Annotated in this window: 10 protein-coding genes; 1 reads left to right on the top strand and 9 read right to left on the bottom strand. The window is 44.8% G+C overall.

What is annotated here, in order from left to right:
- Nucleotides 1–6: 6 nt before the first annotated feature.
- Nucleotides 7–1,650, bottom strand: coding sequence for an AAA family ATPase (locus tag C6H00_RS03050; RefSeq protein WP_104749553.1), 1,644 nt, complete (start codon nucleotides 1,648–1,650; stop codon nucleotides 7–9).
- 221 nt (nucleotides 1,651–1,871) lie between these two features.
- Here C6H00_RS03050 and C6H00_RS03045 point away from each other — a divergent pair, with 221 nt between their 5' ends.
- Nucleotides 1,872–2,168 (top strand): type II toxin-antitoxin system mRNA interferase toxin, RelE/StbE family, encoded by a 297-nt coding sequence (locus C6H00_RS03045; RefSeq protein WP_158655713.1) that lies wholly within the window; start codon nucleotides 1,872–1,874, stop codon nucleotides 2,166–2,168.
- An 11-nt stretch (nucleotides 2,169–2,179) separates the two neighbouring features.
- On the opposite strand, the gene dxr is transcribed toward C6H00_RS03045, so the two are convergent.
- The 8 genes from dxr to C6H00_RS03005 all read right to left on the bottom strand — a co-directional run bounded on the left by dxr (nucleotide 2,180) and on the right by C6H00_RS03005 (nucleotide 13,565).
- Nucleotides 2,180–3,283 carry a 1-deoxy-D-xylulose-5-phosphate reductoisomerase gene (gene dxr / locus C6H00_RS03040; RefSeq protein ID WP_104749552.1) on the bottom strand — a complete coding sequence of 368 codons (1,104 nt, stop codon included), beginning with the start codon at nucleotides 3,281–3,283 and terminating at the stop codon, nucleotides 2,180–2,182.
- On the bottom strand, nucleotides 3,276–4,052 hold the full coding sequence (locus tag C6H00_RS03035; protein WP_104749551.1) for a phosphatidate cytidylyltransferase: 777 nt from the start codon (nucleotides 4,050–4,052) through the stop codon (nucleotides 3,276–3,278). The genes dxr and C6H00_RS03035 overlap by 8 nt, the downstream gene beginning before the upstream one ends.
- Before the next feature lie 3 nt (nucleotides 4,053–4,055).
- Entirely contained in the window at nucleotides 4,056–5,663 is a 1,608-nt protein-coding gene (locus tag C6H00_RS03030) for an SLC13 family permease (protein WP_104749550.1), read from the bottom strand.
- 67 nt (nucleotides 5,664–5,730) lie between these two features.
- Nucleotides 5,731–6,792 carry a DNA-methyltransferase gene (locus C6H00_RS03025; RefSeq protein WP_104749549.1) on the bottom strand — a complete coding sequence of 354 codons (1,062 nt, stop codon included), beginning with the start codon at nucleotides 6,790–6,792 and terminating at the stop codon, nucleotides 5,731–5,733.
- Nucleotides 6,786–7,469, bottom strand: coding sequence for an HpyAIV family type II restriction enzyme (locus C6H00_RS03020; protein ID WP_233704386.1), 684 nt, complete (start codon nucleotides 7,467–7,469; stop codon nucleotides 6,786–6,788). Before C6H00_RS03020 ends, C6H00_RS03025 begins: the two co-directional genes overlap by 7 nt.
- 124 nt (nucleotides 7,470–7,593) lie before the next feature.
- Nucleotides 7,594–8,346: a pseudouridine synthase gene (locus C6H00_RS03015; protein WP_104749548.1), complete on the bottom strand. Its 753-nt coding sequence runs from the start codon at nucleotides 8,344–8,346 to the stop codon at nucleotides 7,594–7,596.
- On the bottom strand, nucleotides 8,346–11,936 hold the full coding sequence (gene dnaE, locus C6H00_RS03010) for a DNA polymerase III subunit alpha (RefSeq protein WP_104749547.1): 3,591 nt from the start codon (nucleotides 11,934–11,936) through the stop codon (nucleotides 8,346–8,348). The genes C6H00_RS03015 and dnaE overlap by 1 nt, the downstream gene beginning before the upstream one ends.
- A gap of 36 nt (nucleotides 11,937–11,972) precedes the next feature.
- Nucleotides 11,973–13,565 (bottom strand): methyl-accepting chemotaxis protein, encoded by a 1,593-nt coding sequence (locus tag C6H00_RS03005; protein ID WP_104749546.1) that lies wholly within the window; start codon nucleotides 13,563–13,565, stop codon nucleotides 11,973–11,975.
- Between the last annotated feature and the right edge of the window lie 169 nt (nucleotides 13,566–13,734).

Genomic DNA, 13,734 nt, shown 5'->3' with positions numbered 1-13,734 from the left:
GTTGCCCTATTTGTGTTTGTCTGCAAAATAAAGAAGATCGCTGACAAGCCTATCCTTTTGTATCAGATCCATACCAGTAGATCTAATTTTTTGATTTTGTCGGATTTGTTGATCTATCACGCCTCTTAAACCTGCTTTAAGTACGGCGCGCAAGGGATCAGAGCTACCAAAATTAAAAATAGTTTCGCCGTAGCGATCCACAAAATTAAAACCACGCTTTCTAAGATCGGCGGGCTCAAAATCGCTACTAATATAGGCTTTTAGAAGTTCCGCAAGTTTTGATATATCCTCAATCCCGTATTTTTCAGCGATTACAAAGATTTCTTCTTCTAATGAATCTTGTGGGGGTCGCGGATTTGTTGCATTGTGAACTCTCTGAGATTCCACATGTGCCACCTTCTGATCAAGTTCCTTTAGTTCTAACTCCAGCACCTTAAACTTTTGTAGCAACTCTTGAGGACCTGCAAAGGCAGTCTTAATATCTTCATTGGATAGAAATATATTGATGTTGTCGCGCGCTGTTCTTAACTCTTGATTAAGTTCTTGGATATGTGTAGTAACTTCTTTATGCAAATATTGGCATGCATTAGTAAAGGTTTTTAAAGAATCCGTTGTCATCTTTTCAAGGTGTGAGAAGTTTTCTTGTGCCTTTTGAAAGTCTTTAGCCTTTGTGTGGCTACTTTTCAAGCATTGGGCTAAGATCGCATTGACTAAGGGGATTTGCTCTAGGCTATCCCACAGACAATGCCTAAGCAAGGCGAGATCGGGGGTGCTAACTTGGGGCTGGTCGCTCAAAAGGGCAGCCACCTGTAGAAGCTGGGCACATTGTTTAAAACGCCGATCGGAGGGGGTGGTAATCAGGTTAGAATCGGGCTCTGTGCTTTCTTGCTCCTCTTTGGTGGGCGCGCTCTCGCCTAAGAATTTTGCCACTAAAGCGGGGTTGTGTTTGAGTTGTTCTAAAGTCACCTTAATGGTGTGCAAACTCTCTAGGGCATCTGGGCTAAAGGGAATTTGGGCGGCTTGCTGGTGGATACTCTCTAGCTCCTCTAGGCTAAAGGCGTGTTGGCTAGAACTCTTGCCCTCTTGGCTGGTGATGAGTTTTAAGAAATTCTCTTTAGATTTTAGGGGTTCTACAAAGTAGCGCAAAAGCATGCGATCGTAAAGGGCCTCTAGCCCTTGATTGGTGGGAGGGAACTCATTGCTCGCACACACAATGCCTTTTAGGGGGACTTTAATATCCGTGTCGCCCTCTTTGAAAAGCCTTTCGTTGATGATGGTTAGCAAGGTGTTTAAAATGGCGGGTGAGCTTTTCCAAATTTCATCTAAAAAGGCAAAGCTAGCGGTGGGTAAATAACCTTTGGTGTTTCTGACTAGGCGATTTTGTTTGAGTTGCCCGATGTCAATGGGACCAAAAATATCCTCAGGGGTGGAAAAACGGTGCATGAGCGCGCTAAAGAAATCTTTAGGCTCGCCAAAGGCAAGGCTTACCTTTCTAGCAATCATAGACTTAGCCGTGCCGGGCGGTCCATACAAGAAAATCGCTTTACCGGCAAACATGGCGAGCAACACCAAGCGCACGCACTCCTCACGCTCAAACAAATCTTTTTCTAACTCAGCGATGAGGTTTTTAACTCTGCTTTTGTAAGACATAAGGCCTCCTTGTAAAAGGGATATTATAGTATAGCTTATTAGGTGTGTTAGGACTTGAGGGATGAGGCCCTAATAGAAAATCTGCGCTCTGCACATCTATATTTTGCAAGCATTAAGTTAAAAATCAAGTTGTCTAGGTAGAGCGCTAGCCCATCTTTAGAAAGGAGTTTTCGTTTTTAGGTGGCTCTATATTTTGTATTTGCATTTATAAAAGGAGAAAAATGAAAAAGCATAACCGGCGTGTCTTTTTAGAACTTAAGAAATTATGCCAGATGCCCAGTCTATTTAAGAGAATGCTTAAGAATCTCAACTATCAAGATTTATTGAAGTTAGTTACAACGATTAAAACCATTTTAACAGAAGAACAACTATCCCATAGCTATTTGAAGCACCCTCTTAAAAGTCAAGCAAGTTATATTGACTGCCATGTAAAGCCCGATCTTGTCTTAATTTACCGTCACGATCACTTAGGGCTACTTTTGGTTGATCTAGGCAAACATAATAAAATCTTTAAATAAAAATTAATTTTCTATATGATGATAGAGGTGCGTAAGTGCGCGTCTAAAGCGTAAATATCCTCCAAATCGTGTAGTTGTTTGCTTAGAGACGCAAAGCACTCTAAGTTTTTCTTAATGATTGTGGCAATCTGTCCAAAAGCAATTTTGCCCTCTATAAAGGCTTTGGTCGCCACTTCGGCACTGGCATTGAGCACGACCCCTAGTTTAGGGTTATCTAAAAGCGCGTCTTTAAGCGTCCATAGGGGGTATTTGCGCGGGTCTATGGGTTCAAATGTGAGGCTAAGATGGGCTAAATCCAGAGGCACGATACTGGCTTGTTTGCAGGCTAAGGTGGGGGCTAGGGCATGTGCGATAGAGAGCTTCATATTGGGCGCAGCTAACTGGGCGTGCAGGCTTTGATCCTTAAAGCGCACGAGGGCATGTACGCTAGAAGTGCGTTCAATATAAGCGTCAATGGCTTTTGTGCCAAAGAGCCAGCGCGCCTCTAGCACCTCAAAAAGTTTGTTAAGCATGTTTGCTGTGTTGATGGTGATATAAGTGCCCATGTTCCAATTAGGATGTTTTAACACCTTTTCGAGGCTTTGATGGGGGATTTGCTCGGGGCTTAAATCTCGCAATGCCCCTCCGCTTGCACTCAAATAGAGGGTTTGCACCTCTGCAATATTGCGCTGTTGTAGCAAGCTCCACAGCCCAAAATGTTCACTATCAATGGGGATCATCCCCTGCGTGTCCAAAAGCCAGCCTGCCACTACTAAGGATTCTTTATTGGCAAGGGCGAGGGTTTTGCCCTGTTTTAAAATGGTAAGCGTAGGTTTCAATCCAGCAAAACCACTTAATGCGTTAAGTGCGATGTTGGAGGTGCACGCCTCTAACATCTCTTCTAATCCCTGTGTACCGGTAAAAAGGGCGACTTTTGAGGGTAGATTGCGCAAAAACGCTTTGCTAGGCTGGGGCAAAAAGACTTTTTGGGGTTTATAGGTGTGGATTTGCTCTAAAAGTAAGGCTTCATTGTATCCGGCACTCAAAGCCTCCACCTCAACCCTTAGAGTTTGCGCCACTTCTAGGGCTTGTGTGCCAATAGAGCCCGTACTCCCCAAAATGATCGCGCTAGACATAGGGCAAAAAGAGCAAGAAATGTAGGGCCACACCTCCAAAAAGCATCGCATCCAAGCGATCTAAAATCCCTCCATGTCCGGGCAAGCATGCCCCACTATCCTTCACCTCTGCACGCCGTTTCAAATAACTCTCATACAAATCCCCCAAGATCGCACTGATGGCTACCACCACGCTAATCCCTAATGCCCATGCAAAATCCACATTCCACAACCCTGCTAGCCCTCCTAAAAGGCTAGCCAAAGCTAGCCCGATCACAGAGCCCTCTAGAGTCTTTTTGGGTGAAGTAGGACTTAGGGGAATTTTACCTAGCAATCTGCCCCCAAAATACGCTCCCACATCAGCCACCACCACGATCACAACTAGCCATAAAACCCCCCGCACGCCGAAATCTTTAAATAACGCCAAGAGCACTACAAAAGGCAGGGTGGGGTAAATGAGGGGTAACACATGTCTAATATCCTTTGCCCTAAAGGCTAACACACCTGCAAATAACATCCCTACAAAAAGCGCGCCTTCAATAGGATGTGGACTAATATAAGCAAGCCCCCACACGACTAAAGCTAGTCCATAATGCCAAAAAGAAAAGCTCAAAGCATGAATCTTCTCATAAAGTTTTAAAGCCTCGTAAAAACCTAGTAGATAAGCCACCCCCAGCACTGCCCACACAAGACGCACATCATTGAAAACCAGCACAACCCCCACCAAGACAATTAAAATTGCCCCCGTGATATAACGCGCCTTTTCTCCTTTAAACTTAGAAAAATCCATTCTCTAACTCCCGACAAAAATTCGCCCTACAAAGGCATAGGTGATTCCACTAATTAGCACAATTCCTAAGACATTAAGCCACATCCCCGCTCTAATCATGTCTTGAATCTGCACATAACCTGAGCCATAGGCAATTGCATTGGGTGGAGTGGCTACAGGCAACATAAACGCACAGGTGGCCGCTAGGGCGACTGGAATGGTAAAAAAGAGGGCTTGGGCATGTTCATAGCCTAATCCTAGAGCCACGCCTCCGATCACGGGTAAAAAGGCCGCAGCTGTGGCGGTGTTAGAAGTGATCTCAGTTAAAAAGATCACCAAAGCCACCACCAAGACCATTAAGAGTAAAAGGGGTAAGCTAGAGAGATGGCTCACCTGATGCCCAATCCAAAGGGAAAGCCCGCTTTTGCTAAATTGCGCGCTTAGTGCTAGCCCGCCCCCAAAGAGTAAGAGCACATCCCAAGGGAGCTTTTTAGCGCTCTCCCAATCGATCAGGCGGGTTTTTTGCGCGGGGATAATAAAAAGCAAAATCGCCACGCCCATCGCGATAATAGAATCTAAATTAGCAATTTTGATCCCCCAAGAGTTTAACAAAGTGCCTAAGAAAATCCAGCTCAAAGACGCGCCCACAAAGAGCGCAGAAACCCAAATTTCTCCCGAGCTCATGGGCCCTAATTTTTGCAACTCTCCAGCAATCATCTCCCTACCCCCGGGAATATGCTTAATTTTAATAGGAAAAATGACATAGGTAAGCAAAAGCCACGCCCCAATGAGCATTAAAAGCGCGAGAGGCACGCCCAAAATCATCCACTGCCCAAAGCCAATTTTAAGATTAAAGGCATCTTGCATGTAGCCTGCTAAAAGAGCATTAGGAGGCGTGCCAATAAGAGTTGCCAAAGAACCAATAGAAGCGCTATAAGCGATACCCAGCATTAAGCAGAGACTGAAATTAGTGCGATAAGTAGGGGTTGAATCGTCTTTGCCCTTGCGCATGATTGTATGCAACGCCCCGCCATGTGTGGACTCATAAGAAAGGGGGTCATCTACTGCTGGGGGTTTTAGATCGGGTTGGCCCTCTTTGAGTAATTTGGCCACTAAGGTGAGCACACTCAAACCTACAGGCATCATCATCACCGCTGTAGCGGTGTTAGAAACCCACATAGATAAAAAAGCGGTTGCGAGCATAAAGCCCGCTACAAGGGCTCTAGGGCTTGTTCCTATCAAAAGAATAATATGCAAAGCGATACGGCTATGTAAATTCCAGCGTTGCATCGCCATTGCCAAAACAAATCCCCCCATGAATAAAAAGATAATAGGACTGGCATACGAGCCCCCCACTTCTTTAAAACCTGCCACGCCTAACACGCTAAAAAGCACCAAGGGCAAAAGTGCGGTAGCGACCAATTCGATCGCCTCGCTCATCCACCAAGCCCCCATCAAGACCGCCACCCCTGCAACCACAGGTAGGCTATCTAATTTAAGTCCGGGTTTAGTAATCGCGCCTTTAATCACTTCTAGATGCGCTTCAAGAGCAAAATACACGCCTAAAGCCAAGATCAAGCCTCCCCAAAAGCCCACCCATGGTATACTAAACCTAAAACCTTTTTGTGGCATTAATCATCCTTTTATAAAACCAAAGTTTAAGCTACAAGGTTTAACATTTTGTTTAAATTTTAGGAATCTAAGGGCGGGCGCGGTAGGCGTAGCGTAGCAAATCCACACTCACAAATTCCCCTTGCCAAAAGACATAAAAGTAAGCCCAGCCATTGTGATTTTTTTTGTGTAGGTGTTTAGCCGCCATTTGGTGGATACTCAGATGTTCCTGATTGTCATGCAGACGATCCTCTAGCAAATAACAGATGTAATTTTGCTCTTTATCATAAAATTTCTGCTTGTCTTGCAGAAAGCCCGCTGCACAGAGTTGTTTTAAACTCACTTTGGGGGGTTTGATCTCTAGGCTAGCTTCTATAAAGGGATTGCTTAGTGGGGTGATTTGGGTAATACGCTTTGTGGCCTCTTGTATAAAAAGAGGGTCTTGCTCGATGCCTAAAAAGTGGCGTTGGCATTGTTTAGCGACAGCCCCCGTAGTGCCCGTGCCAAAAAAGGGGTCTAAAATCAAATCCCCGGGCTTACTGCTAGCTAAAACGATCTTTTCTAAGAGAGCTTGGGGCTTTTGGGTGGGGTGGAGTTTTTTTCCATCCACCCCCTTGAGGCGTTCTGTCCCCATGCAAATGCCTATATGCCACACACTGCGCTCTTGTTTGTTGTGATTGAGGGCTTTCATGGTTTTATAATTAAAGGTGTAGCGCGCATTCTTGTCTTTTGCGCACCAAAGCAGGCTTTCATGGGCGTTGCAAAAACGACTACCTCTAAAATTGGGCACGGGATTGGGTTTAGCCCAGATGATGTCATTGAGAACCCAAAAGCCCAGATTCTGCATTAAATAACCCAAGCGATAGATATTTTGAAACGAGCCCATCACCCAGATACTTCCATGCGCCTTTAAAACCCGCTTGCACTCAGAGAGCCACGCTAGAGAAAAGTTATCATAAGCTTGCAGACTTTCAAAGCGATCCCACTGCGCGCACACTCCTTCAAAAATCTCTCCATTGGCGCGCAACAATTTTCCTTGAGTTTGCATAAAATAGGGCGGATCGGCGATGATTAAATCTACGCTCTCAGAGGGCAGAGTGGGCAGCAATTCTAGGCAGTTTCCCTCTAAAATGCGGTCTATCTCTAGCACGATAGAACCTTGAGATTTTCTCCTGTCGGAAAAAGTTCCTCTCTGAGTTCTATAAAGGGTTCTTGATTTGAGAGCAGTTTTTGGATGAGTTTAGGCTTGTTGGTCTGCAATTTTAGTAACGCTTCCCTCGCTTTATTGCTCGTATCAAAATCTGGAATACTTAGGATGTCCTGACCGCGTTCTTTTTTACGGCGTTTTAAGTGCGCGATGAACTCCTCATAAATATCCTCTCTACAAAATAGATAACTAAAGAGTTCTCTGCCGTAGAAAATAAAAGTCTGTTCATTGGAATAGCGGGCTATTTGTTCTTGATAGTATTTTTGATTCTTTTTCAGCGCGTCATCGCTAAACCACATGCAAGCCTTTAGAGTTTTATGTGGGAATCTTTGTTCTAACACTTGAATTTTTTTACAGAAATTGGCACATTGTTCTTTTCTTTTCTGACAATCATGGTCGTCTCGTACTGCTTGTTCGATGAGATAAATACATGCGGAAGCTTGAAAGACCTGATTGGCACTGAGTGGATTGTTCTCTTGATCTGTACCTATCTGTTTATCTAGGGGTTCGTAGCCCACCTCAAGGATATAATCACTTAGGATTTTTTCTAAAAAATTGCCAAATTTGATTTCATAACTTTGCGTGAGGTTTTGGATTAATTTGGTCTTGGCATTGCTCACCCTAATAATCCCGTGTAGCGTTCAGGGTGTTCCAATATATCGAGCAAGAGTTGATAACAAATGTCTTTGGCAAAAATTTCGGCATTAAGCTTTGCTTGAAAACTTGCATAATCCATCAAAATCCTTAGAGTTTTGTATCTTTGAGAAAGGCATGCAGGTGTTGGTATTCTTTGGGGTTGAGATAGCGGGTTTTGCCCACAGGAAGGGCGTTTAGGTGGACAAAGCCATAGGACACCCGCTGTAAATCCAACACCACGCGATCAAAATGGGCAAAGAAGCGGCGTAATTCTCTATTCTTGCCCTCTGTAAGCGTGATTTTGAGCTTAGAAAAATGTGGGTGGTTTTTGATGATATGACTATGTGCAAAAGGGGGGAGCTGCAGGCTCTGCTGGGGGTTGTTAGGGTGTGCGCCCTTGTGGGAGCAAATCCCATTTTGCATGCCCTCTACAATCTCTGGGGTGATAGGCCCATCAATTTTGAGCAAATACACCCGCTCTAGCGCGCTATGCATCAGCGCGCTCGCCACCCCGCTATGATCGCTTAAGAGCAACAACCCGCTAGAAGCAAAGTCCAAACGCCCCACAGGGATAAAGTGGGCAAATTTGCGATCCAAACTCTCAAAGATGGTGGGGCGAGCGCGATCATCCTTGTGCGCCACGAGCTCCCCCTTAGGCTTGTGGTAGAGGATCACACTATAGCGCGGGGCTTTGGGGATTTTGAGCAATCTGCCCTCTACAAAAATCTTATCCTCTTTGTTAAAGGGCGTGGTAAAGCTTGCGATTTGGTGGTTGATCTTAACCTTGCCCTCTGCAATCAAGGTATCGGCTTGGCGACGCGAGCAGTGGGCATAACGGGCAATAAACTGGTTTAAGCGCATCAATCCACCCACTCGTAATTTTTAAAGCTCTCTTTGATCTGCGCGCTCACTTTTAGGGGGGTGCTGATGGTAATCTTCTTGTCTTTCTCTTTAAACACCACACAGAGGGCGCGCTCGCCCTTGTGGACATGGGCGGCTTGCTTTAAATGCGCAAACAACTCCACTGGCACGCTAGTATCCACCACCAAACATAAGGGTTGCCCTTGCAGGCACGAAGTGGCTTTGTTAAAGTCGGCCTGCAGGTCTAAAGGTTCGATGTCGCTAGGCTGGGCTTCTGCTTTATAGCGCACTTTGGCGACTTTCTCTGTAGCGATCTGCTCTAGGGTTTTGATCTCAAAGAGGCGCAAGCGCACAACTTCTTCTTGTTCTTCTACCTTGCACTTAAAGGCTAGGGGTAAATTGCTATCTAAAGATTCCAAGGCGTTAAGCTGTTTTTCAAAGAGCATCAGCTCAAAACGCCCGGATAAATCTACAATCACGGCTTCACCATAAGGCTTTTTGCTTTTCTTGCCTAATTTGCGCTTGAGCTCTAGTATCTTGCCCACTAACACGACATTACTCCCAATTTCCACGCGTTTAATGTCTGTGCTCTTGAGGATGTTTTTTAAAGGCTTGATCTGGTCCTTAAACTCATTCAAGGGATGCCCTGAAAAGTAAATGCCCATGCATTCGTATTCAAAATCTAGCAAGGTATTAATGTCATATTCGTCATAGGGAGTTAGCTCCAAGTGGGCGCGTTCAGTCTGTGCGTCTGCAAAGAGTCCGGTACGCATTTGGGCGTTGGTTTTATCTTTTCTGCGCCCCTCCTCACAGATGGCATCCAAGTTTTCTAGCATGGTGCGCCGATTATAGCCCAAATTGTCCAAACTCCCGGATTTGATCAAGGGTTCTAAAACACGCTTACTAAACTTAGAAAAATCAATTTTGCTAATAAAATCTTGCAAATCCTTAAACGCGCCATGTTTCTCGCGAATTTCTACCAAAGTGCCCAAAGGTCCTTCGCCAGCCCCCTTGATTGCCTCCAAACCAAAGACAATATGTTTCTCTCCCCCTTCCTCTTGCACCCTAAAGCGCACATCAGACACATTGACATGGGGGCGTTGTACTTCAATCCCCATTGAGTTCGCCTCATCTACATAGTGGGCAACCTCCTCAATATGGCGGCATTCACTGCTAATCATGGCTGCCATAAATTCGTGCTTGTAGTGGGTTTTGAGGTAGGCGGTTTGGAAAGTGAGCATGGCATAAGCCGCTGAGTGGGATTTGTTAAAACCATAGCCGGCAAACTTGACGATGAGATCAAAGAGATCGCCCGCCTTTTGCGCTTCATAGCCCCTTTTGTGTGCCCCCTCTATGAATTTGGCGCGGTTATCTGCCATGATTTGCGCGTCTTTTTTTCCCATCGCACGGCGGATCAAATCCGCCTCACCCAAAGAAAAGCCCCCGATGGTCTGCACGATCTGCATCACTTGCTCTTGATAGACAATCGTTCCATAAGTGGGGCGTAAAATGGGTTCTAACGCGTCAAAGGCATAAGTGATAGGTTCTAGTCCGTGTTTGCGATTGACAAAATCATCTACCATTCCTGATTCCATAGGTCCGGGGCGACCCAAAGCGATAATGGCGATGATGTCCTCAAAACAAGAGGGGCGCAGGCGTTTATTCAAGGTCTGAAACATACCCGATTCAATTTGGAATATCCCAATGGTATTTCCCTCTTGAATGGTCTGATAGACTTGTGGATCGTCCATATCCACACTCAAAAAGTCGATCTTCTTGTGCGCGTATTTTTCAATGAGTTTGAGCGCGTCATCGATCACACTCAAGGTTTTGAGCCCCAAGAAGTCAAACTTAATTAAGTCAACCGCCTCTAGGTATTTCATCGAATACTGGGTAACAATCCCCCCCGTGCGCTCGCTGGTATATAACGGGGTTTTATGCCAGAGTTCGCGCTCACTATCCACTACCAATGCAGCCGCATGCTTGCCCGCGGAGCGATTCAGATTTTCCAAGTTTAGGGCAAACTCCCAAACCTGTTTAGCCGTGGGGTTGCTCTGTGTGAGTGAAGCGATTTTTGGTTCTAATTCGTAAGCCTCTTTAAGGGTGATTCCTAAGCGATTAGGAATGAGTTTAGCCATTTCATCAGCTTCTTTATAGGGCATGTCCAGTACGCGCGCCACATCACGAATCACCCCTTTGGCCAACATCTTGTTAAAGGTGATCACTTGGGCGACATTGTATTTTCCATATTTGGAAACCATGTAATCAAGCATTTCGCCCCGCCGTCTTTGGCAAAAATCTGTATCAATATCGGGCATGCTCACGCGCTCGGGGTTTAAAAAACGCTCAAAGAGTAAATCGTATTTGAGTGGGTCGATGTCTGTGATTTGCAAACAAAAGGCGACCAAACTCCCAGCAGCTGATCCGCGCCCCGGACCTACTGGAATCCCACTCTCTCTAGCATGGCGGATAAAATCCCATACGATGAGCATGTAGCCCGGGAATTTCATATCTATAATGGTTTTGATCTCGTATTCAAGGCGTTCTTGGTAAGTAGCGTGTTGGCTAGGATCGATGATTTCTAGGCGTTTTTTTAAGCCCTCTCTAGCCTTATGGGCAAAATAGAGCGCATCCTCTTCAAAGTCTAACCCCTCCTTGGTGGCGTATTCTTTGGTGAATTTAAAGCGCGGGGGTGTGGGGGGGTTGGAGTCGTCTTTTAGGTCTAGTTCTAGCTGGCATTTTTGCGCGATCTCTTGGGTGTGCTCTAAGGCTTCGGGAATGTCGGCAAATAACTCTGCCATCTGCGCGGGGGATTTGATATAAAACTCATGCACGGAGTGTTTTAAGCGGTCTTTATCGCCAAAAGTTTTATTCATCGCCACACACATGGCGACCTCTTGGGCGCGCGCGTCTTCTTGCTTGGTGTAGTGGGTGTCGTTAGTGGCGATGAGTTTAATGCCCGTTTGCAAAGAGAGTTTGATGAGTTGCTCGTCAATGTAGAGTTGATCGGCAATACCATGGCGCATGATTTCCATGTAGAAGTCATCCCCAAAGATGTCTTGATACTCGCAAGCGATGCGTTTGGCCTCTTCATAACCCTTTGCGCCATATTGTTTGTTTCTAGGATTATTAAGGTTGAGATGCCAATTAATTTCCCCTTGCAGGCACGCGCTCGAGCAGATCAAGCCCTTAGCGCGTTCTTTGAGTAGTTTTTTATTGATACGAGGGAAATAGTAAAAACCCTTGAGGAAGGCTTGAGAGCTTAAATACATTAAGTTGGCATAGCCCTCTTGATCTTTGGCATAAAGGCATAAATGGAAGCGTTGACGGGATTGTTTGTCCTCTAAGTTTTCGGCATTGTGTAAATAGGTTTCAATCCCAATAATGGGCTTGATTCCCTCTTTTTTCATGCAGGTGTAAAAATCAATCGCTCCAAACATGTTGCCATGGTCGCTCATGCTCACACTGGTCATGCCCAACTCTTTAATGCGCTGGGCTAAAATCTTGATCTTATTGGCCCCATCTAGTAGGGAGTACTCTGTATGTAAGTGTAAGTGGGTGAAATTTTCCATGTCCATCCTTTGCCACATACTAAAGCAGAGGGGCTAAAAAGCCTCTTAAGCGCGTTATACCTTGAATTTGGAAAACTCCGAGTCGAGTTGGGCGTTGTTGTAGAGCATGGTGCGCACATTTTCCTCTAATTTGGCGCGCTCATTCTTCATGCCCTTAAACATGTCCACTAAATCTTGAGTAACTTTGGCGATCTCTTGGATTTTGTGGCAGATTTCTTGATTGCTGGCGATCGCCTTTAGAGAGGTTTGTTTAGACACAGATAAGCTCTCTTGTACACCCTTGATATTATCCACCAATCCAGAAGCTTCACTAGAGATTTGCTCAGACTCTAGGGCGATCTTTTTAATACGCCCGCCCATTCCCTCAATGCTCTGAGTTACAAAATTAACCATGCCCGCAATTTCTGCTAAAGATTGTTGGGTTTGTTCGGCTAGCTTGCCCACTTCCTCAGCTACCACCGCAAAACCCCGCCCGTGCTCACCTGCGCGTGCAGCTTCTATGGCAGCATTTAAGGCTAGCAAATTGGTTTGCTTGGCGATGTTCTCAATAATGGATAATACTCCCTTGATTTCATTAGCTTGAGTGATAAGCGTTGCAGAGTCGTTGGCAATGGCAATTTGGTTTTTAGATGCGTCTAAGGAGAGTTGCACATAACCTGCCATGCCTTGAGAAAATTCTTGCATCATGCGGTCTGCGCTTTGAATAGTGGTTGTAGCGTGTTCAAGCAAATCCAAAGCTACGCTGGAGTTTTTGCCCACTTCTTGACTGAGCTGGTGCATGGTTTCAATGCTGGTAGTTTCATGGACCTCATTGGATTTGAGACTTTGAGAGGTTTCTCTGATAGAGTGGCTGATAGCTACATTAGAAGAGAGGATATTTTTTCCACTCTGCACAATGCCTTGAATCTTTTGGATAAAAAGGTTAAAGAAGTGTGAAGTGCTCCCCACCTCATCTAAAATTTTACTCTCTAGGCGTTGGGTTAAATCCGCCTCTTTACTTTGAGTGAGCATGCCTGCCATGCTTCTTAGACGCATTAAGGGTCTAAATAAATCTTTTTCTACCACCAAGAACATGATCAAGCTAATCATTAAAAACACCGCCAAAATATACGCTAGAGTTTTAAGGGTGTTGCTAAAAATTTGGTCATAAGTTCTTGTCAGATCGAATTGCACATTTAAAATCGCGATCACATCACCTAATTGGGAATTCACATGGCAGTTTAGACAAAGTTTGTCAGCAATAAAGGGTTGGCGCAACAAAATATAGTGTTTATTTTCTTCTTGAATAAGTTGAACGCTCTTGGAGCGTTCTTTGTTCTTAAAAATGTTTTGCATATGCGTATCATGCGTAAAATTTTCATTGAGACCAAAAAGCGCGATGACTTCCTTAGAGGGCACAAAACTGACACGCGCCCCATCAATGTTTTCACTATCCTTAATCACACGCCTAAGCTGTTCTGGGTCTCCAGTGAGTGCAGCTTCTTTTACACTATTCATGAGTGCTTGGTTTAAAACATGAATGAGATCAATACTCTGTTTGGTAGCAAGTCTTTCATACCCTATGTGCAAGGAGACATAGACCACCCCCATCACGAGTAAAAATCCCACTATGGCATAGATAGTCGCTTTAGTTTTAATGCTTTTCAATATAGCCGTCCGTATTGGGTGAATTTAGTAATATTGCATACTCCTTTATTATAGTATATTATTGCTATGAAGATATTAATGCAGAATGCGGTGTTGGTCATGTAAAAGAGACATAAAAGAGACATAAAAGAGACATAAAAGAGACATAAAAGAGACATAAAAGAGACAT

This window comes from Helicobacter cynogastricus, from assembly GCF_900197855.1.
GTDB lineage: Bacteria > Campylobacterota > Campylobacteria > Campylobacterales > Helicobacteraceae > Helicobacter > Helicobacter cynogastricus.
The sequence above is the reverse complement of the archived record's forward strand: the minus strand, read 5'-3'. Positions and strand labels throughout refer to the sequence as shown.

What these genes read in the sequence shown, in the direction of transcription:
- dxr (WP_104749552.1), bottom strand. Translation starts at nt 3,283, where the DNA reads ATGTCTAGCGCGATCATTTTGGGGAGTACGGGCTCTATTGGCACACAA.
- C6H00_RS03035 (WP_104749551.1), bottom strand. Translation starts at nt 4,052, where the DNA reads ATGGATTTTTCTAAGTTTAAAGGAGAAAAGGCGCGTTATATCACGGGG.
- C6H00_RS03045 (WP_158655713.1), top strand. Translation starts at nt 1,872, where the DNA reads ATGAAAAAGCATAACCGGCGTGTCTTTTTAGAACTTAAGAAATTATGC.
- C6H00_RS03015 (WP_104749548.1), bottom strand. Translation starts at nt 8,346, where the DNA reads ATGCGCTTAAACCAGTTTATTGCCCGTTATGCCCACTGCTCGCGTCGC.
- C6H00_RS03050 (WP_104749553.1), bottom strand. Translation starts at nt 1,650, where the DNA reads ATGTCTTACAAAAGCAGAGTTAAAAACCTCATCGCTGAGTTAGAAAAA.
- C6H00_RS03030 (WP_104749550.1), bottom strand. Translation starts at nt 5,663, where the DNA reads ATGCCACAAAAAGGTTTTAGGTTTAGTATACCATGGGTGGGCTTTTGG.
- dnaE (WP_104749547.1), bottom strand. Translation starts at nt 11,936, where the DNA reads ATGTGGCAAAGGATGGACATGGAAAATTTCACCCACTTACACTTACAT.